Source organism: Kitasatospora sp. NPDC101176, from assembly GCF_044768035.1.
Taxonomy (GTDB): domain Bacteria; phylum Actinomycetota; class Actinomycetes; order Streptomycetales; family Streptomycetaceae; genus Kitasatospora.
Map to the genome: position 1 here is coordinate 105,360 of NZ_JBIWPA010000010.1, position 23,305 is coordinate 128,664.

Annotated in this window: 22 protein-coding genes; 10 read left to right on the top strand and 12 right to left on the bottom strand. The window is 75.9% G+C overall.

Annotated features, from left to right (window positions below; all coding sequences use genetic code 11):
* The first annotated feature begins 49 nt into the window (after positions 1-49).
* Complete coding sequence (locus ACIRS1_RS16910; RefSeq protein WP_402840240.1) at positions 50-1,510, top strand: MFS transporter; 1,461 nt, start codon at positions 50-52, stop codon at positions 1,508-1,510.
* A gap of 316 nt (positions 1,511-1,826) precedes the next feature.
* On the opposite strand, the gene ACIRS1_RS16915 is transcribed toward ACIRS1_RS16910, so the two are convergent.
* From ACIRS1_RS16915 to ACIRS1_RS16940, 6 genes are all read right to left on the bottom strand, one after another.
* On the bottom strand, positions 1,827-2,666 hold the full coding sequence (locus ACIRS1_RS16915) for an SAM-dependent methyltransferase (protein ID WP_360209740.1): 840 nt from the start codon (positions 2,664-2,666) through the stop codon (positions 1,827-1,829).
* A gap of 187 nt (positions 2,667-2,853) precedes the next feature.
* Complete coding sequence (locus ACIRS1_RS16920; RefSeq protein ID WP_402840243.1) at positions 2,854-3,618, bottom strand: hypothetical protein; 765 nt, start codon at positions 3,616-3,618, stop codon at positions 2,854-2,856.
* 116 nt (positions 3,619-3,734) lie between these two features.
* Positions 3,735-4,343, bottom strand: a complete 609-nt coding sequence (locus ACIRS1_RS16925) for a hypothetical protein (protein ID WP_402840246.1) — start codon at positions 4,341-4,343, stop codon at positions 3,735-3,737.
* A complete protein-coding gene (locus ACIRS1_RS16930; protein WP_402840249.1) occupies positions 4,340-5,380 on the bottom strand; it encodes a DUF1648 domain-containing protein in 1,041 nt (346 codons plus the stop codon). Before ACIRS1_RS16930 ends, ACIRS1_RS16925 begins: the two co-directional genes overlap by 4 nt.
* Positions 5,377-5,724 (bottom strand): GntR family transcriptional regulator, encoded by a 348-nt coding sequence (locus ACIRS1_RS16935; RefSeq protein WP_402840252.1) that lies wholly within the window; start codon positions 5,722-5,724, stop codon positions 5,377-5,379. The genes ACIRS1_RS16930 and ACIRS1_RS16935 overlap by 4 nt, the downstream gene beginning before the upstream one ends.
* Before the next feature lie 97 nt (positions 5,725-5,821).
* Positions 5,822-7,336 carry a purine-cytosine permease family protein gene (locus tag ACIRS1_RS16940; RefSeq protein ID WP_402840255.1) on the bottom strand — a complete coding sequence of 505 codons (1,515 nt, stop codon included), beginning with the start codon at positions 7,334-7,336 and terminating at the stop codon, positions 5,822-5,824.
* Positions 7,337-7,694: 358 nt separating this feature from the next.
* Here ACIRS1_RS16940 and ACIRS1_RS16945 point away from each other — a divergent pair, with 358 nt between their 5' ends.
* From ACIRS1_RS16945 to ACIRS1_RS16965, 5 genes are all read left to right on the top strand, one after another.
* Positions 7,695-8,249, top strand: coding sequence for a universal stress protein (locus ACIRS1_RS16945; protein WP_402840257.1), 555 nt, complete (start codon positions 7,695-7,697; stop codon positions 8,247-8,249).
* A gap of 199 nt (positions 8,250-8,448) precedes the next feature.
* Positions 8,449-10,014, top strand: a complete 1,566-nt coding sequence (locus ACIRS1_RS16950; protein WP_402840260.1) for an APC family permease — start codon at positions 8,449-8,451, stop codon at positions 10,012-10,014.
* A gap of 147 nt (positions 10,015-10,161) precedes the next feature.
* Positions 10,162-11,193, top strand: a complete 1,032-nt coding sequence (locus ACIRS1_RS16955; RefSeq protein WP_402840262.1) for a Clp protease N-terminal domain-containing protein — start codon at positions 10,162-10,164, stop codon at positions 11,191-11,193.
* Between the two features lie 3 nt (positions 11,194-11,196).
* Positions 11,197-11,877: a GPP34 family phosphoprotein gene (locus ACIRS1_RS16960; protein ID WP_360209758.1), complete on the top strand. Its 681-nt coding sequence runs from the start codon at positions 11,197-11,199 to the stop codon at positions 11,875-11,877.
* A gap of 183 nt (positions 11,878-12,060) precedes the next feature.
* A complete protein-coding gene (locus ACIRS1_RS16965; RefSeq protein WP_402840478.1) occupies positions 12,061-13,020 on the top strand; it encodes a right-handed parallel beta-helix repeat-containing protein in 960 nt (319 codons plus the stop codon).
* 21 nt (positions 13,021-13,041) lie between these two features.
* On the opposite strand, the gene ACIRS1_RS16970 is transcribed toward ACIRS1_RS16965, so the two are convergent.
* The 4 genes from ACIRS1_RS16970 to ACIRS1_RS16985 form a co-directional block, all read right to left on the bottom strand.
* Complete coding sequence (locus tag ACIRS1_RS16970; RefSeq protein ID WP_402840267.1) at positions 13,042-14,304, bottom strand: NAD(P)/FAD-dependent oxidoreductase; 1,263 nt, start codon at positions 14,302-14,304, stop codon at positions 13,042-13,044.
* Between the two features lie 146 nt (positions 14,305-14,450).
* A complete protein-coding gene (locus tag ACIRS1_RS16975; protein WP_402840269.1) occupies positions 14,451-14,882 on the bottom strand; it encodes a nuclear transport factor 2 family protein in 432 nt (143 codons plus the stop codon).
* A 6-nt stretch (positions 14,883-14,888) separates the two neighbouring features.
* The gene (locus ACIRS1_RS16980; protein WP_402840272.1) at positions 14,889-15,692 is read right to left on the bottom strand and encodes an MBL fold metallo-hydrolase; all 804 of its coding nucleotides are present in this window, start codon (positions 15,690-15,692) and stop codon (positions 14,889-14,891) included.
* Between the two features lie 146 nt (positions 15,693-15,838).
* Entirely contained in the window at positions 15,839-17,119 is a 1,281-nt protein-coding gene (locus ACIRS1_RS16985; protein ID WP_402840274.1) for an MFS transporter, read from the bottom strand.
* Between the two features lie 256 nt (positions 17,120-17,375).
* Here ACIRS1_RS16985 and ACIRS1_RS16990 point away from each other — a divergent pair, with 256 nt between their 5' ends.
* The 4 genes from ACIRS1_RS16990 to ACIRS1_RS17005 all read left to right on the top strand — a co-directional run bounded on the left by ACIRS1_RS16990 (position 17,376) and on the right by ACIRS1_RS17005 (position 21,184).
* The gene (locus ACIRS1_RS16990) at positions 17,376-18,473 is read left to right on the top strand and encodes a DUF5937 family protein (protein WP_360209768.1); all 1,098 of its coding nucleotides are present in this window, start codon (positions 17,376-17,378) and stop codon (positions 18,471-18,473) included.
* A 145-nt stretch (positions 18,474-18,618) separates the two neighbouring features.
* Positions 18,619-19,479: a PhzF family phenazine biosynthesis protein gene (locus ACIRS1_RS16995; RefSeq protein WP_402840276.1), complete on the top strand. Its 861-nt coding sequence runs from the start codon at positions 18,619-18,621 to the stop codon at positions 19,477-19,479.
* A gap of 77 nt (positions 19,480-19,556) precedes the next feature.
* Complete coding sequence (locus tag ACIRS1_RS17000) at positions 19,557-19,883, top strand: hypothetical protein (protein ID WP_402840279.1); 327 nt, start codon at positions 19,557-19,559, stop codon at positions 19,881-19,883.
* Positions 19,884-19,939: 56 nt separating this feature from the next.
* Positions 19,940-21,184 (top strand): aminoglycoside phosphotransferase family protein, encoded by a 1,245-nt coding sequence (locus ACIRS1_RS17005; protein WP_402840282.1) that lies wholly within the window; start codon positions 19,940-19,942, stop codon positions 21,182-21,184.
* A gap of 140 nt (positions 21,185-21,324) precedes the next feature.
* Here the strand turns inward: ACIRS1_RS17005 and ACIRS1_RS17010 are convergent, their stop codons facing one another.
* Entirely contained in the window at positions 21,325-21,591 is a 267-nt protein-coding gene (locus tag ACIRS1_RS17010; RefSeq protein WP_402840285.1) for a ferredoxin, read from the bottom strand.
* Positions 21,588-22,805, bottom strand: coding sequence for a cytochrome P450 (locus ACIRS1_RS17015; protein WP_402840287.1), 1,218 nt, complete (start codon positions 22,803-22,805; stop codon positions 21,588-21,590). The genes ACIRS1_RS17010 and ACIRS1_RS17015 overlap by 4 nt, the downstream gene beginning before the upstream one ends.
* Between the last annotated feature and the right edge of the window lie 500 nt (positions 22,806-23,305).

Below are 23,305 nucleotides of genomic sequence, written 5' to 3' on the forward strand. Positions count from 1 at the left end.
CGACCGGGGCCCGTGCGAGGACGCCCCCGGACACCGGGAAGAGGCTCCCATGACCGCCCACCCCTCCCGCAGCGCGGTGGACCCCCCGCCGTCCGGCGTCGCCGGGCCGGCCGCCGCGCGGCGCTGGCGGGCGCTCGCGGTCTGCCTGGTCGCCGGGTTCATGACGCTGCTGGACGTCAGCATCGTCAACGTCGCGCTGCCGACCGTCCGGGCCGGGCTGCACATGTCGGAGAGCGGGCTGCAGTGGGTGCTGAGCGGCTACGCGCTGGCCTTCGGCCTGGTGCTGGTCCCGGCCGGGCGGCTCGGGGACGCGCGCAGCAGACGGGCCGTCTTCCTCACCGGGCTGGCCCTGTTCACCCTGGCCAGTGCCCTGGCGGGGGCGGCCCGGAGCCAGGAGTGGCTGGTGCTGGCCAGGTTGTTCCAGGGCGCGGCCGGCGGGGTGCTCGTCCCACAGGTCTCCGGCTTCATCCAGACGCTGTTCCAGGGGGCCGAGCGCGGCCGGGCCTTCGGCGCGCTCGGCGCGACCATCGGCCTGTCCACCGCCGTCGGCCCGCTGCTGGGCGGCCTGCTGATCCACCTGTTCGGGCCTCAGGACGGCTGGCGCTGGGTGTTCCTGGTGAACCTGCCGATCGGGGTGGCGGCCCTGCCGCTCGCCCACCGGCTGCTCCCGCCGCCCGCGCCGGCCGCCGAGCGGGCCGGGCACCGCGACTTCGACCCGGTCGGGGTGCTGCTGCTCGGCGCCGGCACGGTGGCGCTGCTGCTGCCGTTCGTCCAGGAGCAGCAGTGGCACAGCGCGGCGCGCTGGCTGCTGCTGCCGCTGGCGGCCGCTCTGCTCGGCGCCTTCGTCGGCTGGGAGCGGTACTACGCGCGGCGGCGGGAGCCGCTGGTCAACATGGCGCTGTTCGCGGTGCGCCCGTATGCGGCGGGCGTGGCGCTGTCGCTGGTGTACTTCGCCGGGTTCACCGCCATCTTCTTCATCTTCACGCTGTACCTGCAGGCGGGCCTGCACTACTCGGCGCTGTCGGCCGGTCTGGCGATCACCCCGTTCGCGCTCGGCTCGGCCGGTGCGGCGGCGGTGGGCGGGCGGCTGGTCGCCCGGCTGGGGCGGCGGCTGGTGGTGGCCGGGCTGCTGCTGGTGCTGTGCGGTCTGATGGCCTCGGCGGGGGCGGTGCGGCTCTGGTCGGGGGCGGCGACGGGCTGGGCGACGGCGCTGCCGCTGCTGGTGGCGGGGGCGGGCAGCGGGCTGGTGATCGCGCCGAACCAGACGCTGACCCTCCAGCGGGTGCCGGTGGCCCGGGCGGGCAGCGCGGGCGGGGTGCTGCAGACCGCCCAGCGGGTGGGTTCGGCGGTCGGCATCGCGATCGTCGGCTCGGTGTTCTTCGCCCACGCCCGCGGCCGGCACCCGGACTGGGCGCTGGCCTTCCAACTGGGCGTGGCGGTGGCGGCGGGCCTGGTGCTGGTGGCCCTGGTGGTGGCGGTGGCGGACGTCGCGGCCGGTGACACCCCGTAGGGCGGGTCCCGCCCAGTGGTCGCGGCGCCGGATGACGAGGACGGCGAGCGGCAGCGAGGCGAGCGCCCAGAGCGCGAGGCCGGTCCAGGAGCCGGCCACGGTGGCCGGGTGGTCGGAGGGCCTCGCGTGGGCCAGGCTGAGGGTGGCCAGCCGGCGCCAGGCGGTGAACGGCAGGGCGTGCGAGACGTCGGCCGTCCACCGGTAGGTGTCGACGACCAGCCGCTGGTGCGGGCCGCGCTGGAGATGGGGTGCGCTGGTCATCCTCGCCTCCGGGACGGGCCTGGTGCCCGTCCCGGGGTGACGGCGGCCCGAGGGCTCAGCGCTTGACCGCCACGCCCGCGTACATCGCGATGTCCTGGTCGCGGACGGGCTCGGCGTCCGGGTCCGGGTGCCAGCGGTGGACCAGGGCGACCCCGGGTTCCAGCAGCTCGTAGCCGTCGAAGAAGGCCTCCGTCTCGGCCTTGTCGCGGATCTGCAGCGGAATGCCGCGCGCGTTGTACTCCCGGCCGACGCCGCCCACGCCGACCGGGTCGGTGTCGCCGGTGAAGACGGTCAGCACCAGCATGCTGCCGGGGGCCAGGGCGTCCATGAAGCGGCGCACGATGCCCTGCGGGTCGTCGGCGTCCAGCACGAAGTGCACGATGGCGACCAGCGAGAGCGCCACCGGCCGGGACAGGTCGAGGACCTCGCGCAGCCGCGGGTCGTCGAGGATCGACGCCGGGTCGCGGAAGTCGGCGTCCACGTAGCAGGTGCGGCCCTCCGCGGTGCTGGACATCAGGGCCCTCGCGTGGGTGAGCACGATCGGGTCGTTGTCGACGTACGCGACCCGCGCGTCCGGGGCGACGGCCTGGGCGATCTCGTGCACGTTGGGGGAGGTGGGGATGCCGGTGCCGATGTCGAGGAACTGGCGGATGCCGTGCTCCTCGGCGAGCCGGCGCACCGCCCGCTGCATGAAGTCGCGGGTGGTGCGCATGGAGACCGGCAGGGCCGGCCAGGCCTCCACCGAGGCGTGTGCGGCCACCCGGTCCGCCTCGAAGTTGGTCTTGCCGCCGATGAGGTAGTCGTAGACCCGGGCTGAGTGCGGGACGTCCATCCGCAGGTCCACCGACGGGTATTCCTGCTGCGCGCCGCGCTGCGCCCGGACCTCGTTCGACATGCTCGTCCTCCCGTTGACTGGTGCTCCGTCACCGGCCGCCGCGGTGGCGGGCCATGGTGCGCATGGTAACGGTGCTCCGGTACGACGAGATGACGATCCCTCGGCCGTCGGTTCAGGGGGCGTCCGACGGCCGGGGGCACGGGGCCGGCTCGAAACCCCCGGGCCGCCGGCCCACCGGCCCACCGGCCTACCGGGGTTGGGGCTCCGCGCCGTCCGCGGCGGCGGAGGACTGCCGGGGCAGCACCGTCGCGCGGGTGAACGCGCCGCCGGCCGAGGCGAGTTCGAGCGCCGCGCCGATCCAGGCGGCACCGAAGGCCCAGGTCGCGAGCCACTCGCACAGGTAGACCGGCCGGACGGACCAGTCGTCGCCGAAGCCCGTCACCGCCGCGAGGACGGAGCACAGCAGCGCGACCGGGATCACCACCCCGGCCGCCAGGTAGCCCGCACCGACCCAGGACGCCTGGCTGGAGCGGGGGTTGCGGAAGGAGAAGAGGCAGAACATCGCCAACATGGCGAACAGCAGCCCCGCGAAGACGAGGTGCAGCACGCCGACCGTGGTCTGGAAGGTGGTCGGGTGGTCCGGGGTGGTGGGGCACAGCGCGACCCCGAGGGCGAACACGCCGGCCGCGGTGCTCCAGCGGTCGTCCCGCCGGTCGAAGCGGTAGCAGATCAGGAACACCCCGAGTGCGCACAGGCCGCCGACGAAGAGGTTGCGGGTGCTGGTGTAGTACGAGCCGCTCATCGACACCGGCCAGAAGCCGGCCGTGCTGCGCCCCGTCAGTTCGGCGAACAGCCAGTTGCCCGCGGGCAGGGCCGGTGGCAGCAGCACGCCGATCAGGCCGACGCCGAGGCGCAGCGAGCCGACCGTCCGTTCGTCCTGGATGCCCCTGCCGTTCCGGGTGTCGAGCGAGTCCTGTCGAAGGGTTCTCTCCGCACGCCAGTCATGGGTCACGGCCGCCTCCTTGCTTCCGAGAGCCGCTGTCACCTGGTGTACCCGCTCAACTACCCCGCGCCACACTGCGGGGCCGGGCGGTTTCCGGCCGCCCGGCCCCGCGGTGTGGCGCTCCGTCAGGCCTTGAGCGGGTTGGCAGTGAGGTCCACCACGGCCTTGCGGGGGTCGGCGGTGCTGTAGGTGTTGAAGTGGGCGACGCAGGCCAGCACGAGGAGGCGGGAGATCCGCGGGTCGTGGATCCGGACGCCGTAGGTGGCCCGGACGCCCGCGTGGCGGGTGAGTTCGAAGCCCGCCGACTCCGCGGAGCGGTAGTGCATCCGGAAGGCCAGGGCGGTGTCGACCACGCCGCGGTCGAGCAGCGGCAGGCTGCGGCGGGCCCGGTTGGCGAGGCCGACCGGCTCGCCCTCCAGGGCGGCCAGGCCGTGCTGTTCGAAGGTCCACAGGTCGGGCCGCCAGGACCGGGAGCGGTGGTCGACCCGGCCGATCGGGGAACGGTCGGCGGCGGCCGCGGAGAAGTTGTCGACGTGGCCGAGCAGCTGGTCGAGCCGGGGCCCGCCGAACACCCGGTAGGCGGCGCTGTGGTCGTAGGCCGCGTCCTTGTGCATCCGGGCCACCGGCTCGCGGGAGCCGTCCGTGTGCACCAGGAAGGTGGTGTGGGCGCGGCCGTAGTCCACGGCGACGGTGAGCTCGGTGAGGACGCCGAGGTCGGCGTGGGCATCGGTCATCGGTGATCGTCTCCGTGCGTCACGGCCGTCCGGTCGGACCGGGCGATCAGGGAGTTGAGCAGGGCCGCGCCGCGTTCGGCGTCGTCGAGGCTGACCGCGAACTCGGCGCCGCGCCGGTTGCGGACGACCAGGCACGTCCCGCGCCGCAGCATCACGGTGGTGCCCAGGCCGTTGATCCGGTAGCCCCAGCCGCCGGCCTGGGCGGGGCCGCGCTGCTCGGCGCGGGCCGACTCGAGGTCGGCGGGGGACCAGCGCCGGGCGGGCCAGCCGAACGGGCCGAAGCCGAGGTGCAGCCCGCGGGCGGTGACCCGGGCCCGGACCGAGGAGCAGGCGAGGACGATCACCGAGGTGGAGGCGAAGGGGACGACCAGCGACCAGTTGAGCGCGATCAGCCCGCTGGCCGGCGCGAGCAGCCCGCCCATCGCGCAGACGCCCAGCACGGCGGCCGTCAGCTGCAGCCACGGGTTGACGACCCGGGAGAGCCAGACCACCTGCTCGCCCGGCGGGACGGCCATCACCGGGGCCCCGGGCGTCGGGCGCGGCCCGGCCGGGGTGGCGCCGCGCGGACGGGCGGCCAGCCAGGTGAGCAGGCCGGCGAGCGCGCTCGCGGCGACGACCGCCGCCACCGCGGTGCCGACCGGATCGGCGTCCTGCCAGCGGGCGTGGTCCAGGTTGGCGTGCACGATGGAGGCCTGGGCCCCCGTCAGCAGCACGCCGCCGGCGGCCAGCGCGGCCCCGGTGGCGCCGCGCGCCCGGCCGGTGGCCGCCCGGCGCCCGAAGCGGTGCAGGGCGGCGGTGGCCAGCACCAGCACCAGCCACGTCCCGGCCGGGAACAGTGCGGCCCCGGTCGGCGACATCGAGCCGTCCGGGTCGTGGCCGCCCCAGTGGGTGGCGAGCGGGTCGGGCAGCCGGTGCCGGGCCGCCCACGGCAGGGCGACCAGCAGCACCAGCACGCCGGCCGACCAGGCCGCCGCTCCCCAGACCGCGCCCCGGTGCGGTGCCCCGCGCTCCTCGGGTATCGGTTCCCCGTCCGTCACGACATCCCCCTGATCATGTCCACGAGATCGTTGCCGCTGTAGCCCGCCCGGGCCGCGTCGGCGACCAGTCGGTGGACCCGCTCGACCAGTTCGGAGCGGGTGTCGGCGTCCGCCGCGACGGTGATGCCGCGGCCCCGCCGGAACTCCAGCACGCCCTCGTCCCGCAGCGTGCGCAGCCCGCGCAGGACGGTGTTGGTGTTCACCCCGAGCGCCCGGGACAGGTCCCGGGCGGGTGGCAGCCTGTCCCCGGGGGCGCACTCGCCCTCGGCGACGGCTCGACGGATGGCGCCCGCCACCTGCTCGTGCAGGGGGGGGGCGTCGCCGGTGTCCAGCTTCAGCAACATGGTGCCAATGACGATAGCACCATTCGATTGTCGTTGATCATCGCGGACGGGGTCGGGCCCCTCTGCCGGTCCCTCCGCCGGGCCCCGCCGCGGAGCCTCAGACCGCAGGGTCCCGGACCGCGGCGCCGGGCCGGTCGCCCGGCACCGGCACCGGCTCCGCGGCGGAGTGCTTCGGCGCCCGGCCGCGCGCCCCGCGGGAGAGCAGCAGGTACAGCGCGGCGGCCAGCGCCCCCGAAAACAGGAAGCTGAGGTCGATCCCGCCGGTCAGCGACAGCAGCGGCCCCCGGTAGGCCGGGGTGTCCACGGCGGCCAGCCCCAGCACGCTGCCGGCCGCCCAGGCGGTCGTCGCCGGGACGTTCCAGCCCGCGCGGTACCAGTAGACGCCGCCCCGGGTGCGCTGGTTGAGCACCTGCAGCGAGTGCCGGTCGTAGTCCCCGCGGAACCGCCGGTGACCGATCAGGGTGATCACCGCCCACGGGGTGCCGATCGCCGTCAGCACCAGCACGAACGAGGTGACGGCGTCCTGGGCGTTCCAGACGAAGTGGCCGAGGAAGACCAGCACTGCCGCCAGGGCCGCCACCACGTAGGTGGCCTGCAGCCGGGTGGCGCGCGGCAGGATGGCGTCCAGGTCCAGGCCCATGCTGTAGAGCATCAGGCCGGTGTTGCCGGCGCTGCCCAGCAGGCCGTTGAGCAGCAGCGGCAGCAGGAACCAGGCCGGTGCGCCGGCGATCAGGCCGTGCACGTAGTCGTTGCCGGCGCCGGTGGCCACCGCGGTGAAGGTGCCGAACACCTGGGGGATCAGCAGGCCCAGGAACAGCCCCAGGCAGGTCGACCGGAGCACCTTGCGCCCGGAGTGCCGGGCGGGGGAGACGTACCGGGTGTAGTCGCCGAGCAGGGTGATGAAGGCGATCGGGCCGCTCAGCCCGGCCGCGACCACCGCCAGCAGCCAGGTCGGCCAGAACCCGCCGAGCAGGTAGGCGCCGTGCGCGGAGCCGTCGAAGTGCGGGGCGAAGGCGAACAGCCCGGCCAGCAGCAGTGCGCCCATGGCCCACATCAGCACCCGCTCCAGCTTCAGCAGCAGCCGGTAGCCGAAGACGGCGGCGGTGGCGCTCAGCACGGCCAGCACGGCGTACGTCGCCACGTACGCCACGCCGTCCGCGGGCAGACCGAGCATCCGGTTGAGCGCGCCCACCACCACGTCGCCGCCCACCCAGAGCGACAGCGCCGTGTAGCCGAGGGACAGCAGCAGCCCGACCACCGAGCCGATCAGCCGGCCCCGCACGCCGAAGAACGCGCCGGAGCTGGTGGACAGGTTGGTCGCGGTGCGCAGCGAGACCAGGGCCAGCGGTGCGGTCAGGGCGATCCCGGCGACGGTGCCGACCAGCAGGGCGGCGATGCTGCTCCAGAAGGACAGCCCGAAGGAGACCGGCAGCCAGCCGAAGACGACGACGCCGAACGCGAGGTTGGAGCCGATGAGGATGCTGGCCACGTCGCGGGGGGTGCTGGTCCGCTCGGCGTCGGGGATGGTGTCCACCCCGTGCTGCTCGACGAGTCCGGAGTGCCCGGCCCGGGCGCCCTGATCGTGGGCGGTCTGCGGCACGGTGTTCGGCATGAGGGAGGCCTTCTGGTGCAGGGATCCGCCCGGAGTCGGTCCCTCCGGACGGCCTGGCAATCCTTCGCCGCGCGGGCCGGGCGGAACAAGGGCGATCCGGACGAACTGTCACGTCCGGAATCCGGAACCCGCTTGTCGTTTTCCACAAGGCCGCAGCTCGGACGGTGTGGGGCGGGCCGCGCGCGGAGCGGCCCGGCCACCGGTGGACGGGCGGCGTACGGAACGCGTTCGGAACGGGCCCCCGGGCGTCAGGAGTCCGTCAGGGCCGGCCGGCGGCGGGCCCGGGCGCGGTTGGCTGGAGGCCGGCACACCGGGCCCGGCAGGGCGGCACCGGGACGCGACGAGCGAGGACGGGACCATGGACGGCGACGGGCGGCACCAGGACGGCGGCACGGGCAGGGTGGTGGTCGGGGTGAGCGGCTCGCCGGGCAGCCTGGCCGCCCTGCACCTCGGCGTGGCCGAGGCCCGCCGCCGGGGCGCCGTGCTGGTGCCGGTGCTGGCCTGGGAGCCGCCGGGCGGCGAGTACGGCTACCGGCGCTCGCCGTGCCCGCCGCTGCTCTCGGCGGCGCGCGAGGCCGCCGGGCAGCGGCTGCGGGACGCCCTGGACGGCGCGTTCGGCGGGGCCGACCCGGGCGTGCCGCTGCACCCGACGGTGTTCCGCGGCGAGCCCGGGCCCGCCCTGGTCGCGACCGCCGACCGGCCGGCCGACCTACTGGTCCTCGGCCGCAGCGGGGGGTTGCTGCGGCGGGGCTTCCGGCGTCCGGTCGCCGCGTACTGCGCGGGCCGGGCCGGCTGCCCGGTGCTGGCCGCCCCGGTGCCCGGGCTGCTGCACGACCTGGAGGCCCTGCACCGGCGCACCCGGTGGCACCTGCCGGTCGGCCCGGTGCCCGGGCTCCTCGGCCCGAGGGGCTGAGCGCGCCGACGCCCGGCCCGGGCGGTCCGCCACCGGTCACGGCGGTCCGCCGCCGGTCACGGCGCCCGCCCGGCCGCGCCCGGCCGGGGCTCCCGCCCGGTCGGCGTACTCGCCCGGCCGCCGCGCGGTGCCGGGGTTACGCTGAGACGGCCAGATCGGCCCTCGTGGCCCCCGCTGCGTACACAAGGGGGTGGGATCCGTGTCGGTCTCCCCGACCAGCCCCCCAACCGGCGTTCCCACCGGCTCCGGTGCGGGCGAGAAGGGTCTGAAGACCGGCGCCCTGGGCCTGTTGTCCTCGGTGTGCATCGGTCTCGCCTCGACCGCTCCCGCCTACAGCCTGGCCGCCACGCTGGGCATCATCGTGGTCGGCGTGGGGCTCCAGGCGCCGATCATCACCATCCTGGCGTTCGTCCCGATGCTGCTGATCGCGTACGCCTACAAGGAACTCAACGCGACCGACCCGGACTGCGGCACCACCTTCACCTGGGCCGCCCGCGCCTTCGGCCCGCGCACCGGGTGGATGGGCGGTTGGGGGATCGTCGTCGCCGACATCATCGTGATGGCCAACCTGGCCCAGATCGCCGGGGTGTACGGCTTCCGGCTGATCGGCCTCGACTCGTTCGCGGACAGCAAGGCGTGGACGACCGCGGCCGGGGTGCTGTGGATCGTGGTGATGACGGCGATCTGCTACATCGGCATCGAACTGTCGGCCGCCCTGCAGCGCTGGCTGCTGGCCGTCGAGGTGGTCATGCTGGTGGTCTTCTCGGTGACGGCGCTCGTCAAGTCGTACGGCGCGGGCGCGCCCGCGACGGCCATCCCGGTGGCCGCCTCCTGGTTCAACCCGTTCAACATCCCGTCGACCTCGGCGTTCACCGCGGGCATGCTGGCCGCGGTCTTCATCTACTGGGGCTGGGACACCGCCGTCTCCGTCAACGAGGAGACCGCGGACTCGAAGCGGACGCCGGGCCGGGCGGCGGTCATCTCCACCGTGCTGCTGCTGCTCATCTACGCCCTGGTGTCCACGGCCGCGCAGTCCTTCGCCGGGGTCGGGACGGACGGCATCGGGCTCGGCAACCCGGACCACTCGGGGGACGTGCTCTCCGGCCTGGGCGACGCCGTGTTCGGCACCACCGGCTTCGGAGCGGTGCTCAGCCGGCTGCTCATCCTGATGGTGCTGACCTCGGCCGCCGCCTCCACCCAGACCACGATCCTGCCCACGGCCCGCACCACCTTCTCGATGGCCAGTCACAAGGCCATCCCGACCGGCTTCGCCAAGGTGCACCCGCGGCACCTGACCCCGACCTGGTCGACGGTCGCGATGGGCCTGGTCTCGATCGCGTTCTACGTGCTGCTCACCGTGATCAGCGACAACGTGCTGGCCGACTCGATCGCCTCGGTCGGCCTCGGCATCGCCTTCTACTACGGGCTGACCGGCTTCGCCTGCGTCTGGTACTACCGCCGGGTGCTCACCCGCAGCGTCCGGGACTTCGTGTTCAAGGGCGTCCTGCCGTTCGCGGGCGGCCTGATGCTGCTGTACTTCTTCGCCTACGGCGCCTTCGACGTGTACGCCGACCCGGACTACGGCGCGACATCGATCGACCTGCCGGTCATCGGGAGGGTCGGCGGGGTCACCGTGATCGGGCTGGGCGCGCTGCTGCTGGGCGCGGTGCTGATGCTGGTGCAGTGGGCCGTCCAGGGGTCCTGGTTCCGCCGCCCGGACGTCCCGGTCGGCGTCGCGGACCGGGAGACCGCGCCGCCGTCCTGACGGCGCGTCCGCCGGTACCGCCGGCCGTTCTGCCGACCGTCCCACCGTGGTGCCGCCGTACCACCGCAGCCCGGATCCGGGAACCACGTGTAAAGCCATCGCAAAGTGGAAGTATGGTTCCGGCAAAGGATTGCGGTGGGAGGGGCGATGGAGACGACGCTGGAACCGGACTGGCGCACGCTCGGCGTCCTGGGCGCGGCCCGGGACGCGCGCGGTGCGCAGGGGGCGCGGCTGGGGACGGAACACCTGCTGGCCGCCGTCGCCGCGGCGAAGGGCCCGGCCGGCGAGGCCCTGGCCGCCGCCGGAGCGGACACCCCGGTGCTGCTCGCGGCCCTGCGCGCGCGCCGGGGCGCGGCCGGCTGGGCCGAGGGCGACGACGCGGGGGCCAGCGTGCCCTCCCGGGAGGTCCTCGGCGCCACCGGCGAACGCGGGGACCTGCTCAGCGGCGCCGCCGCCCGCGCCCTGGCCGGCGCCATGGAACGGGCCAGGCTGGACGGAGCCCGCAAGTTCACCGCGGAACACCTGCTGCGCGCCCTGCTCGCCGACGGCCGGGCCACCCGCGCCACCGAACTGCTGCACGCGGTCGGCGCCGCGCCGCGGGCGGTGCTGGAACGCCTGGACGCCGTCGAGCCGCGCGCCGTGCCGCCGGGCCCGGGCGCCGCGCCCGGCCCCGCCGCCGGCCTCGACCCCCTGCTGCGCCCGACCCGGGACGCCCTCCTCGCCCGCGGGGCGCACCCCGTCCCGCGCTGGCGGCGGCTGCTGACGCCCGGTGCGCCGGGCGCGGCGGCTCCGGCCGGGCTCCTCCGGGCGGAGGCCGACGCGCAGGCCGAGCGCCTCGGGCGCCGTGCACCGGGCACCGAGCACGTCCTGCTCGCGCTCCTGGCGGTCCATGAGGTCAGTCGCCGGCAACCGGAACTGGCGGTCCCGCAGACCGCCGACGACGGCGGCGGTGCGGCGGTGGCCGGGCTCGGCGTCGACTACGCCCGGGTGCACGCCGCCCTGACGGCCGGACAGGTGCCGCTCGCGGCCGACCCGAGGTCCGTCGAGGCGTACCTCTCCGAGGCCGGGCGCGGCCGGGGAACGAATGCGCTGGTACGGGCGTTGCTGGCCGAGGACACCCGGGCGCGGAGACTGGTCGAGGCGCTGGGGGGTGGCCGGTCCGTACAGGGAAAGGAATAGCACATGCACGTCACCCTCGCCGAGGAGCTGATGCTGCTCTCGCTGGACGACGAGTCCGGTGTGGCGAAGGACGGTTCGAGCGCCGGATGGGCGGTGGCGGGCGGCCTCCTGGCCGATCTCGCGCTGGCCGGGAGGATCGCCGTGGAGGAGGGTCGGATCACCGTCACCGACCCCACCCCGACCGGCGAACCGCTGCTCGACGAGCGCCTGGAGCGGCTCGCCGAATGGGTCGGGCGCAAGGCCCCCGGCAAGGCGAAGGCGACGGACTGGCTGACCAAGGATCACCTGACGGCGGTCCGGGCCACCGTGCAGCGGCTGTGCGAGCGCGGCCTGGTCGTCGAGGAGCGCCACCGCGTCCTCGGCCTCTTCCCGGTCCGCCGCTACCCGGAGGCGGACGGCTCCGTCGAGCGCGAACTGCGGGCGCGACTGGCCGACGTGATCCGCCACCACGTGACGCCGGACGTGCGCACCGCGACCCTGATAGCCCTGCTGCACTCGGCCCGGCTGCACGGCCTGGCCTTCCCGGACCTGCCCCGCAAGCGGGTCGAGCCGCGCTTCGCGGAGATCGCCGCGGGCGACTGGGCGGGGGACTCCGTCGGCCAGGCGATCCGCAACATGCAGGCCGCCGTCGCGGCCATCGCCGTGGTGACCGCGGCCACGGCCGCCACCACCGTCGTCACCTGACGGGCGGTGCCGCCGGGCCCGCCCTCCGCGCGGCGGGCCCGGCGGGCGGCTCGGCTCGGCGGACGGGCGCAGGGCCCTCTTGACGCTCCGGATTGGTCCAGTCCATCGTGAGCGGCGGCCAGTTCGCCCCCACCGCAAGGAGCGCCGCCCGTGATCTCCCCCCGCCTCCCCGTCCTCGCCCTGCTGACCGTCCTCACCCTGTCCTGCGCGCCCTCGGCCGCCGCGGGCCCCAGGTGGGCGACGGACACCGCCGCGCCGGGCGGCACCGTCGTCACGGTGAGCACCGCCAAGCAGCTCCAGGCCGCGCTCGCGGCCGCGGTGCCGGGCCGGACCATCCGGCTCGCCGACGGCACCTACCGCGGCACCTTCCGGGCCGCCGCCTCGGGCACCGCGGCGGCCCGGATCACCCTCACCGGCTCGGCCGCGGCCGTCCTCACCACCCCGACCGGTGGCGGCTACGGCCTCCACCTGGACGGCGCGAGCTACTGGACCGTCCAGGGCCTGACCGTCACCGGCGCCCAGAAGGGCATCATGGTCGACGCCGCGACCCACGTCGTCCTGGACGGCGTGACGGTGCACCACACCACGATGGAGGGCGTGCACTTCCGCAACTCCAGCAGCGACGGCACGCTGCGCGACTCGCGGATCCACGACACCGGCCTCGACCGGGACGGCCTGGGCGAGGGCGTCTACGTCGGCACCGCCAACACGCTCTCCGACCGCAGCGACCGGGTGCGGATCACCGGCAACACCTTCGGCCCGAACATCGGCGCCGAGAACGTCGACCTCAAGGAGGGCACCACCGGAGGCCTGGTCTCCGGCAACACCTTCGACGGCGACGGCCTCACCGGGCGCAACTACGACGACTCCTGGGTCGACGTGAAGGGCAACGGCTACGTCGTCGAGAACAACACCGGCGTGCGCACCACCGACGACGGCTACCAGACCCACAGCGTCCAGCCCGGCTGGGGCTGCGGCACGGTGTTCCGGGGGAACCGCTCCGACCTCACCGGCGCCACCGGCCCGGACCGCTACGCGATCGACGTCACCGACTACTCCGCCGCCTGCCCGGTGACCATCGGCCCCGGCAACACCGTCACCGGGGGCCGGGGCCTGGTGAACCCCGGCGTCCCGGTCGGCTGACCCGCGCGGGCGGCCGCCGCCTCAGAGCTCCCCGAGCGGGACGCCCGGGTCGGCCAGGGCCTTCGGGTCCACCGTGCGCCCGGAGCGGACGAGTTCGCGGATCGGGTCGGTGACGTCCCAGACGTTGACGTTCATGCCGGCGAGGACTCGGCCGCCGGAGAGCCAGAAGGCGAGGAACTCCCGGGTGGCCGGGTCGCCGCGGAAGACCACCCGGTCGTAGCCGCCGGGCTCGACGTAGCCGACGTACTCCATGCCCAGGTCGTACTGGTCGGTGAAGAAGTACGGTACCCGGTCGTACACCGCGTCCGGCTGCCCGAGCATCGCGCGGGCGGCGGTCTGCGGCTGGTTGACGGCGTTCGCCCAGTGCTCGACGCGGATGTGCCGGTTGAACAGGGGGTGGAAGGCGTTGGCGACGTCGCCGGCCGCGTGGACGTCCGGAGCCGAGGTGCGCAGGTGCTGGTCGGTCTTGACGCCGTTGTCGACCTCCAGGCCGGCCGCCTCGGCCAGGCCGGTCGCCGGGCTGATGCCGATGCCGACGACCACCGCGTCGGCCGCCACCGTACTGCCGTCGCCGAGCCGGACGCCGTCCACCGTGCCGCCGCTGCCGGTCAGTTCGGTGACCTGCGCGCCGAAGCGCAGGTCCACGCCGTGGTCGCGGTGCAGGTCGGCGAAGATCTGGGCGACCTCCCGGCCGAGCACCCGCAGCAGCGGCAGTTCGGCCGCCTCCAGCACCGTCACCTCGGCGCCCGCCGCCCGACCCGCGGCCGCCACCTCCAGACCGATCCAGCCCGCGCCGATCACCACCAGCCGGGCGCCCGGCCGCAGCGCCGCCCTGATCCGGTCGCTGTCCTCGACCCGGCGCAGGTAGAGCACGCCGTCCTGGTCCGCGCCCGGGACCGGCAGCCGGCGCGGCACCGAGCCGGTGGTGAGCAGCAGCTTGTGGTAGCCGATCCGGCCGTCGTCGGCGAGCGTCACGGTGTGCGCGGCCGGGTCGATCGCCGCGACGGCCGTGCCCAGCCGCAGCGTGACGTCGTGCTCGGCGTACCACTGCGGCGGGTGGACGTGGATCTTCTCCCTGGGCGTCCTGCCGAGCAGGTAGCCCTTCGACAGCGGCGGCCGCTCGTACGGGCGCTCGTGCTCCTCGCCGATCAGGACGATGCCGCCGTCGTAGCCGGCCTCGCGCAGCGCCTCGGCGGCCTTCGCGCCGCCGAGGGACGCCCCGACGATCACGATCGGCAGCTCGCGCCCGCCGCCCCCGGCCGTCCCCGCGGTTCCCGTGCCCATGCTGAACTCCTCGCTCTCCGCCGGAAATCAGCCGCCAGCCTGCCGCCGTCCGGGTGGCCTGTCGAGGGCGCGGCGGGCGCGCCGCGCCGTGCTCCCCCGTTCGGGTGAACGGGGCCGGGCGGGCGACGGGCCGCGGGTGCGCCCGGTCACGGCGTCATGGCGTCCCTGACCAGCGCGGTGTCGGTGAACTGCTCGAAGCGGACGATCCGGCCGCCGCGGACGGTGAAGCGGTGGGCGGTCCGCACCGCGAGCGGCCTTCCGGTGGCCCTGTGCACGGCCGTGTAGCGGCCCAGCACCACCACGTCCTCGCCGTCGACCACGTAGGCGTCGTCGTGCGCCGTCCAGTTGTCCCACTCGGCGGCCAGGCGCTCCATGACGTTGGCGGTGACGCCCTTCGGCGTCCGGTAGGTGCCGGCCAGCGGGAAGCCGGCCATCTCGGTCCACTCCACGTCGTCGGCGAGGGTGGCGCGCAGCGCGGCCAGGTCGCCGCGCGCCGAGGCCAGGTACTGCCGGCGGACCACGTCGGCCGGGGCGCCGGACTCGGCGAAGGAGGCGGTGTCCCGCGGGATCTCGATCATCGTCGATCAGCCCCAGGCCAGCTCGCCCTTGGCGACCTTCGTCCCGAGGTCGACCGCGATCCGCAGTCCCAGCCCGGGGAAGCGGCCCTCCAGCGCGCTCCGCGCGGCGGCCGCGTCGGGGGCGCGGCCGATCTCGGTCTCGAAGGCCCGCAGGTAGTCCCGGGTGTGCCGGATCGCGCTCTGGTCGGCGGGCGCGCCCGCGGTCCGGTGGCCGGCCGCCACGAACTGCGGCTGCAGCGCCTCCATACCGTCCAACAGGTCGATCCAGGCGGCCCGTTGGGAGGACGTCGGGGTGTCGGCGGTCCACACGTGCAGGCCCTCGAAGAGCAGCACGCCGCCGAGCACCGCCTGGTGGTGGTGCTGCCAGAGGTAGTGCCGGTCGGGCAGGTGGAAGTCGGCGCCGCGCAGCTCGAACCGGTGCCCCTCGAAGACGAGTTCGTCCCCGTGCAGCACCTCGGGCCGGACCAGCCGGGTCGGCAGCTCGGGGCCGAGGTGGGCCCAGGCCCGCAGCTTGTCCTCGTAGGTCTCCTGGATGTGCTCGACGGTCGTGGCGGTGGCGAGGAAGGCGGCCTGCGGGAAGGCGTCCTGGACCTCCTGGGCGCCGAAGTAGAAGTCCGGGTCGCCGTGGCTGACGAAGACGGTGGTCAGCCGCCTGCCGGTGGCGCGGATCCGCTCGACCAGGCGCCGGCCGTCGGAGCGCGTGAACCCGGCGTCCACCAGCAGGGCGTCCCGCGGACCGGTGACCAGCACGGAGGTCTTGTTGAGCGAGCTGTCGGGGCTGTCGATGATCTCGAAGTCGAGTGCGCTCATGCGGGGGGCATCCTTCCTCGGGCCGGGCACGCCTCGCGGCCAGCATCGGTGCTGGGCGCGCCGTCCGCATCCGGAGTCGGACGCCCCCACCTGCTCGTCGTGCACGCCCCCGGCCGGCCGGGCGGGAGTGGCGGCGGCCGGCCCGCTCACTCCGCGGGCGCCAGCCGCAGCACCCCCGCCACCCCCAGCAGGGTGGCCACCGCCAGCACCGGCCACAGCACCCCCGGACCGGCCGCCAGCAGCGCCGTCAGCACCGCCGGCGCCGCCGCCCGGCCCACCCCCGTGGACAGCTCCCAGCGCGCCAGCGCCCGCCCCAGCAGGTGCGGCGGGGCCGCCGCCGTCACCAGCGCGGTGCCCGAGCCGGTGTAGAGGATCTCGCCGAGCGTGAACAGCACCGAGACCGCCGCGATGCCCGCCGCCCCCGCCGTGCCGCCCAGCGAGCCGACCGCCCAGTAGCCCAGGTAGGACAGCGCCAGCGCCACCCCGGAGGCGGCCAGCACGGCCCTGCGCGAGCGGTCCGCCAGCCGCAGGACCAGCGCCAGCTGCAGGGTGATCACCAGCACCGTGTTGCCCACGAACACCCCCGAGGACCAGGCCGGCGAGGCCTGCAGGTGCAGCACCAGCAGCGCCGGCAGCGCCACCTCCAGCACGTCGAAGCAGAACGCGAACGGCAGGTTGGCCACGCTCAGCACGGTGATCCGCCGCAGCGACCCGGCGTCCGCCCGCGGCTCCGCCGCACCGGCCGCCACCATCTGCGGCGCCCGCACCCGCAGCGACAGCACCAGGACGGCCGCACCCAGGCAGGCCGCGCCCGTCACCCCGGCCAGCGCCCGGATCGCCCCGGCCCCGCCCGTCACCACCAGCGTGGCCAGCAGCGCCCCCGTGCCCAGGCCCGCGTTGCGCAGCGACCGCCCCGCGGCCAGCGCGGCGTCCCGTAGCCGCCCCGCGGTCAGCGTGCTCACCACCGCCGCGTGCGTGGTCGGCCAGGACTGGCTGCCCACCCCGATCAGCACCGCCGCCGCCGTGAACCCCGGCAGGCCGTCCGCGACCAGCAGGGTCAGCGCACCGACCGCTCGCACCGCGAGCGTCGCCGCGGCCGGCAGGGTGCGGGCACCGCGGTCGATCCACCGGCCGGTCAGCGGCACCACCAGCAGGCCCGCGACCATCCCGGCCGACATCGCCAGCCCCGCCGCGCCCGCGCCCAGCCGCAGCACCCCGATCCCGTACAGCAGCAGGAACGGGCGCAGCAGGCCGGTGCCCACCGCGTCCACCAGCAGGGCGGCCGCGTACCGGGGGCCGCCCGCGGCGGTCAGCAGGCTCAGCAGCGCGGACGGGCCCCGGCGGCCGGCACCCACCGGCGGGGCGGGCGGCTCGGCGGTGCGGACGGCGGCGTGGTCATGGACGGACTTCTCCTGGATCAGGCTCATGACCGGTACCGTCCGCCCCGCCGGGCCGAGCGGGCACGCGGATTGACGGTTCCCGTCAATCGACGCGGAGGCCGGTCCCGGCGGGTGGCAGGATCTCGACCGTGACAGAGCGAAGCGAACGGACCGGCGGAACGCGCACACCGGAGGCCGACCGCACCGGACGGAACGGCGGAGGGCCGGCGCGGGCCGGTGGCCGGGTCGATGCCGGGGTCGGTGCCTGCGCCGGTGCCCGGGCCGGGCGGGGCGGGGCCGGCGCATGAGCGTGACCATCGACATCACCGGCCTGCCCGAGGAGCGGCTGCTCTTCACGCCGTCGCCGCTGGGCGAGCTGAACGCCATGCTGCACGTCCTCGCCGAGCCCGCCCACCACCCCGAACTGCACGGCTGGGCCGCCTCCACCGCCGCGACCGTCCCGCCCGAGCTGTCCGAACGGCTGCTGGAGGCCGACTTCCTCTGGCGCTCCTCCCGCGCCGACTTCCTCGTCCCCGGCCTGCCCGGCGCCACCCTCGCCGCCGAACTCGACGCCGTCGACCGGATCGAGGACGAGCAGTACGTCGCCGCGGCGCTGATCACCACCTGCGGCTCCTCCCGGCTCACCCACCGGATGGCCTCCCCGCTCACCGACCCGGCCGCCAACGAGCGCGCCCGCGAGCTCGCCCTCGCCCGCGGCCCCCGGCAGGCCGCCTTCGCCGACCGGCTGCTCGCCGACCCGCCCGCCGTGCGGGCGCTCGTCCGGCGGATGCTGGAGGACTGCGAGGCCGCCTTCTTCGCCGACGCCTGGCGGCGCGTCCTGCCCGACCTCGCCGCCGACGCCCGCCGCAAGATCGACCTGCTCGCCCGCCGCGGCGCCGCCGAGGCCCTGGCCGACGTCTCACCCTCCGTCACCCTCGAACAGGGCGGGGACGGGCGGCGGCGGATCGTCATCGACAAGCTCCAGGACAACGCCACCAGCGGCACCGACAGCAGCGGGGTCACCTTCATCCCCACTGCCTTCGGGCGCCCCCACCTGCTCGTCGTGCACGCCCCCGGCTGGCGGCCCGTCCTGCAGTACCCCGTCGCCGAGGCCGGCGTCCCCGAGCCCGTCTCGCTCGCCCTCGTCCAGCAGCGGCTGGAGGCCCTCGCCCACCCCGTCCGGCTGCGCCTCGCCCGCACCATGGCCCGCGGCCCGCACACCACCGGCGAACTCGCCGCGGCCTGGCAGCTCAGCGCCCCCGAGGTCTCCCGCCACCTGGCCGTGCTGCGCAAGGCCGGCCTGCTCACCACCCAGCGGCGCGGGCGGTACATGCTCTACCAGCTCGACCTCTCCGGCAGCGCCCGGCTCGGCTCCGACTTCCTGGAGGCGGTGCTGCGGTGACCGGGCCCGCGGCGGCGAGCGGTGCGGGCGCTGGCACCGGGCCCGCCGGGGGCGGGCGGTGCGGGCGGCGGCACCCGGCCCGTCGGGAGTGGGCCGCCGTGGGGGCGGCGGGAACAGCGGCGGGGCGGAACACGTTCGTCCGGGCATGACCGACGACGCCGCCACGCCCGCCATCCTGCGCTACGCCGCCTTCACCACCCGCCCCGAGGGCGGCAACCCGGCGGGGGTGGTCCTCGACGCCGAGGGGCTGACCGACCACCGGATGCTCGCCGTCGCCGCCGGGCTCGGCTACTCCGAGACGGCCTTCCTGACCGCCGGCGCGGCCGGGGGCGCCTACCGCGTCCGGTACTTCAGCCCGCTCGCCGAGGTGCCGTTCTGCGGCCACGCCACGGTCGCCGCGGCCGTCGCCCTCGCCGATCGCACCGGCCCCGGGCGGTTCGTGTTCGGCACAGCGGCGGGCGAGGTGCCCGTCGAGGTCGACCGGGGCGCGGACGGCGTGCTGCGCGCGACCCTGACCAGCGTCGAGCCCCGGGTGGAGGAGGTGTCCGAGGCCGACGTCGACGAGGCGCTCGCGCTGCTCGGCTGGGCCCGTACCGACCTCGACCCGCAGCTGCCGCCCCGCGTCGCCTACGCCGGCGCCCGCCACCTCGTCCTGGCCGCGGCCACCCGGGACCGGCTGGCCCGCCTCGACTACGACGTCGACGGGCTCGCCGACCACATGCGCGCCCGCGACCTGACCACCCTCCAGCTCGTCTGGCGGGAGGCCGCCGAGGTGTTCCACGTCCGCGACCCGTTCCCGGTCGGCGGTGTCGTCGAGGACCCGGCGACCGGCGCCGCCGCGGCTGCCTTCGGCGCCTACCTGCGCGAGCAGGGCGCGGTGACGGCCCCGGCGGTGCTCACCCTCCACCAGGGCGAGGACCTGGGCCGCCCGGGCGTGCTGCGGGTCGAACTGCGGGCGGAGGACCGGCGGATCCGGGTGTCCGGCGCGGCGGTGCCCATCCCGTAGGACCCGGGACGGGGCGCGGCGGCGGGCCCCGGCCGCCGGCGTGGGAGGATCGGGGGAGCCGAACGGACGGGGGAGCGATGAGCGGGTGGCGGCTGATGCAGGGGGACACCCTGGTCGGCGAGTTGCACGCGGAGGGCTGCGACATGCCGTGGTTCCGCTACCGCTTCGCCCCGGGCCCCGGCTGGGAGCGTGTCCGGGAGCTGTTCGAGCGGCTGGAGACGACTCCCTCCGGGCCGGACCCGGAGCCGAAGCTGCGCGCCGCCGTCGCCGTCCAGGCCGAGGAGCTGCGACTGGTCGCCGTCGGCTTCGACGAACCGGACCTGGCGGTGTGGCGCGGCGGCACCTGCCTGCTCATCGACGGGGACGCGGCCCGGCTGCGCTACTCCGTACCCGGCGGGCTCTGACGCTCCGGCGGGAAATTCGCTCGCGAAGGGCACGTCGGGTGGGCGAGGCTGCCCGGATGCAGCGAGCCGCCGAACGCACCGTCACCGTCCACCTCACCCACGAGGGCGAGTACTTCGGGCCGCTCGGCCCGTTCGAGGCCGAGGGCGGGTGGTGGTCGTCCGTGGCCCCGGTGGTGGAGCGGGCGTCGGAACTGGCCGGGGTGCCGGTGCTGGTGACCCGGCTGGTCGAGGGGCGGAGCGCGAACGGCGGGCACGGCGGCCGGGTGGACTACCACGCCGAGGCGCTGGCACGGCCGGCCGGGCTCGCCGCCCGGCTCCCGGAGGAGCGCACCGCGGCGCTGCTGGGCCCCGCGGAGCGGCGGGCGGCCTGGGCGACCCCGCCCGGGCTGCGGGACGCCCTGGACTGGGCGCGGACCGGGCTCGCCCTGGCGGGGCGCCCGGCGACCGGGCCCGCCCGGCAGATCCGCACCTGGAACCTGTCGGCCCTGTTCCGGATCCCGACCACCCGCGGCGACGCCTGGCTGAAGACCACGACGCCCGCCTTCAACGCCCGCGAGGGCGAGGTGATCGCGCTGCTGGGCGGCGTCGACCCGTCGCTCGTCCCGCCGGTGCTGGCCGCCGACGCGGCGGCGGGCCGGCTGCTGCTGGACCACGTGCCGGGCGAGGACTGCTGGGGCCCGTCCGCCGACACCGTCGCCGACGTGGTGCCCCGGCTGGTCGCCGTCCAGGCGGCGCTGGCCGCCGACGGCCGGGCCGCCTCCGCCGGGCTGCGCGACCGCACCCCGCGCACCCTCCTCGCCCGGGCCGGGGCGCTGCTGGAGCGCCTCCCCGGGGTCACCGACCTGACGCCCGGGGAGCTGGCCGACGTGCGCCGGCTCGTCGAGGAACTGCCGGGGAGGCTGGACGAGTTGGCGGACTGCGGATTCCCCGAGACGCTGGTGCACGGGGACTTCCACCCCGGCAACTGGCGCTCGGACGGTGAGCACGCGGTCGTGGTCGACTTCGCCGACTCCTGCCTCGGCCACCCCGCCCTGGACGGCCTGCGCCCGCGTGCCTACCTGGTGCCGGAGCGCTGGGAGCAGTTCGCCGGGGTGTGGGGGCGGGCCTGGCGGGAGCACGTCCCGGGGGTGCGGCCGGAGCGGGCGCTGGAGCTGGTCGAGCCGCTGTACCACCTGTCCTACGCGGTGCGGTACCAGGAGTTCCTGGACCACATCGAGGCGAGCGAACGCCCCTACCACGAGGGGGATCCGGCCGCCGAGCTGCGCGCCGCGCTGGCCTGCGCCGCCCCGGGCCGGGGATGACGGCGGTCGGCGGGGCGGGGTCCGACGGGACGGCGGTCGGGGTGGACGGCGGTCGGTGGTGACGGCCGGCGTCGGCGGCCGGGCGCTCCGGACGCGCCGGCGGTGTCGCCCTCCCCGCGGGGACGGCGACACCGCGGGGCTCAATCGGCCGGGGCGATCCGGTAGCCGCCGTCGGCCGAGTAGAGGGTGAGCGCCTCGACCGGGCAGAAGTCGACCGCCTCGGCCAGGGCCTCCGTCAACTCCGCACCGCCGTCAGCGTAGTCGGCCACCGGCTCGGCCAGCCCGTCGTCGCCGAGGGCCAGCGAGCCGGGGGCGCTCAGGGCGCACATCCCGGAGCCGATGCAGCGGTCCCGGTCGACCCGGACGACGACCGGCCCGGCGTCCGCCTCCGGCCGGGCGGCGGTCACCAGGCGACCTGGAGCGACTCGGGGCTGCGGGTGAGCAGTCCGCGCCGCCAGTCGATCCGGTCGGCGCTCCCGGTGAGGTGCAGTGCGGGCAGCCTCCGGGCCAGCCGGTGCAGGGCGAGTTCGAGCTCCATCCGGGCCAGCCAGGCGCCCAGGCAGTGGTGCGGCCCGGCGCCGAAGGTCAGCATCGGGGCGGCCAGCGGGGAGAACAGCTCGGTGAGCAGGTCCCCGGTGAAGACCGACGGGTCCTGGTTGGCGGCGCCGGTGTCGGCGGCGACGACGCTGCCGGCCGGGATCACCACCCCGCCGATCTCGACGTCCTCGACGGCGCGGCGCAGCAGACCGGGTATGTGGTCGGTGTCACCGAGCGGGACGGCGCGCAGGATCTGCTCGGTCGCGGCGGCGGCACTGGCCTCGTCCGAGGCGAGCCGCTGCCAGGACGCGCGGTCGCCGTCGAGCAGGTAGACGAGCGCGTTGCCCAGGCTGGTCATGGTGGTCTCGTGTCCGGCCACGACGAGGCCGATGACCAGGGTGACCAGCTGCCCCTCGGCGATCGAGCCGTCCTCGGCGGCGGCCGCGAGCAGGCTGCTGACCAGGTCGTCGCCGGGGTGGGCGCGGCGTTCGGCGATCACGGCCGCGCCGAACCCGGCGAACTCGGTCATCGCGGTGGCGATCGCCTCGGCGCTGTAGGCGGTGGCGGAGAGCGCGTGGTCGCTCCAGTGCGCGAGCTTCTTGCTGTCCAGGTTGTCCAGCCCCATCAGCCGGCTGATCACCGCGACCGGCAGCGGGCGGGTGTAGGAGGCGACGACGTCGGCGGGGGAGCCGTGGTCGATCAGCTCGTCGATCAGCGACTCGACCACCGAGGCCACCCAGGGCCGCCAGCGGGCGATGGCCCGCGGGGTGAACGCCCGCTGCACGGTGCGGCGCAGCCGCTGGTGCTCGGTGCCGTCGATGTTCAGCATGCTGTTCGGGTCGTCGAGGATGTTGGGCGTGCTGGTGACGGGCGGCGCGTCCGGCGCGTAGAGCGGGGCGCGGCCCAGGCGCGGGTCGGTCAGCACCTGCCGCACGTCCGCGTGCCGGCTGACCAGCCAGACGGGCGTGCCGGTGCGCAGCGCGGCGAGCCGCGGCGGACCGGGCTCGAGGTGGCGCAGGCAGTGCATCGGGATGAGCGGGGCGGTGCCGGTTCCGGCACCGGGCGCACTGTTCTCGGCGGACATCCGTACTCCAGACTCCAGGGCGGTGGGCCGCAGGGGGCGACCCGACGGGGGGTGGAACCGGGATGGTGCGGGGACGGGTGGGACGGGCCGGCGTGCGGCTCGGCTCGGGCCGGGTGCGATGGTGGACCGGGACGAACGGGGAGCGGTGGGGCGGGAAACGGCGGATCGGTGGTTCGGCGGGACTAGCGAAGGGTGGACCGGGACGAACGGGGAACGGGCGAAGCGGTGCCCGGCAGGGCGGCGACCGGGAGGAGGGGCTGGAGGGACGGGGACCGGTCGGGGCGGAACGAAACGGGTGCCGGTCCCGGATGGCGCGAATCGCGCGGCGGCGTACGGTCGGTACGCGCCGGCGCGGGCGGCGCGCGGGGACGCACCGCCGGATGGGGCGGGTGTGCTGAGCGTGGTCGCGTGGACCGCTTCTGCTACGACCGTACGTGGGCCGTGGTGCGTGCGTCTGCGGCACTTCCAGCCAACGGCGATGCTTTCCGGGCAGTTCGGGG

Coding starts and splice junctions, on each gene's coding strand:
- ACIRS1_RS16945 (WP_402840257.1), top strand. CDS start 7,695: ATGGACGGCGACGGGCGGCACCAGGACGGCGGCACGGGCAGGGTGGTG.
- ACIRS1_RS16980 (WP_402840272.1), bottom strand. CDS start 15,692: ATGAGCGCACTCGACTTCGAGATCATCGACAGCCCCGACAGCTCGCTC.
- ACIRS1_RS17005 (WP_402840282.1), top strand. CDS start 19,940: ATGCAGCGAGCCGCCGAACGCACCGTCACCGTCCACCTCACCCACGAG.
- ACIRS1_RS16910 (WP_402840240.1), top strand. CDS start 50: ATGACCGCCCACCCCTCCCGCAGCGCGGTGGACCCCCCGCCGTCCGGC.
- ACIRS1_RS16915 (WP_360209740.1), bottom strand. CDS start 2,666: ATGTCGAACGAGGTCCGGGCGCAGCGCGGCGCGCAGCAGGAATACCCG.
- ACIRS1_RS16955 (WP_402840262.1), top strand. CDS start 10,162: ATGGAGACGACGCTGGAACCGGACTGGCGCACGCTCGGCGTCCTGGGC.
- ACIRS1_RS17000 (WP_402840279.1), top strand. CDS start 19,557: ATGAGCGGGTGGCGGCTGATGCAGGGGGACACCCTGGTCGGCGAGTTG.
- ACIRS1_RS16975 (WP_402840269.1), bottom strand. CDS start 14,882: ATGATCGAGATCCCGCGGGACACCGCCTCCTTCGCCGAGTCCGGCGCC.
- ACIRS1_RS16995 (WP_402840276.1), top strand. CDS start 18,619: ATGACCGACGACGCCGCCACGCCCGCCATCCTGCGCTACGCCGCCTTC.
- ACIRS1_RS16925 (WP_402840246.1), bottom strand. CDS start 4,343: ATGACCGATGCCCACGCCGACCTCGGCGTCCTCACCGAGCTCACCGTC.
- ACIRS1_RS16985 (WP_402840274.1), bottom strand. CDS start 17,119: ATGAGCCTGATCCAGGAGAAGTCCGTCCATGACCACGCCGCCGTCCGC.
- ACIRS1_RS16935 (WP_402840252.1), bottom strand. CDS start 5,724: ATGTTGCTGAAGCTGGACACCGGCGACGCCCCCCCCCTGCACGAGCAG.
- ACIRS1_RS16970 (WP_402840267.1), bottom strand. CDS start 14,304: ATGGGCACGGGAACCGCGGGGACGGCCGGGGGCGGCGGGCGCGAGCTG.
- ACIRS1_RS16960 (WP_360209758.1), top strand. CDS start 11,197: ATGCACGTCACCCTCGCCGAGGAGCTGATGCTGCTCTCGCTGGACGAC.
- ACIRS1_RS17015 (WP_402840287.1), bottom strand. CDS start 22,805: ATGTCCGCCGAGAACAGTGCGCCCGGTGCCGGAACCGGCACCGCCCCG.
- ACIRS1_RS16990 (WP_360209768.1), top strand. CDS start 17,376: ATGAGCGTGACCATCGACATCACCGGCCTGCCCGAGGAGCGGCTGCTC.
- ACIRS1_RS16940 (WP_402840255.1), bottom strand. CDS start 7,336: ATGCCGAACACCGTGCCGCAGACCGCCCACGATCAGGGCGCCCGGGCC.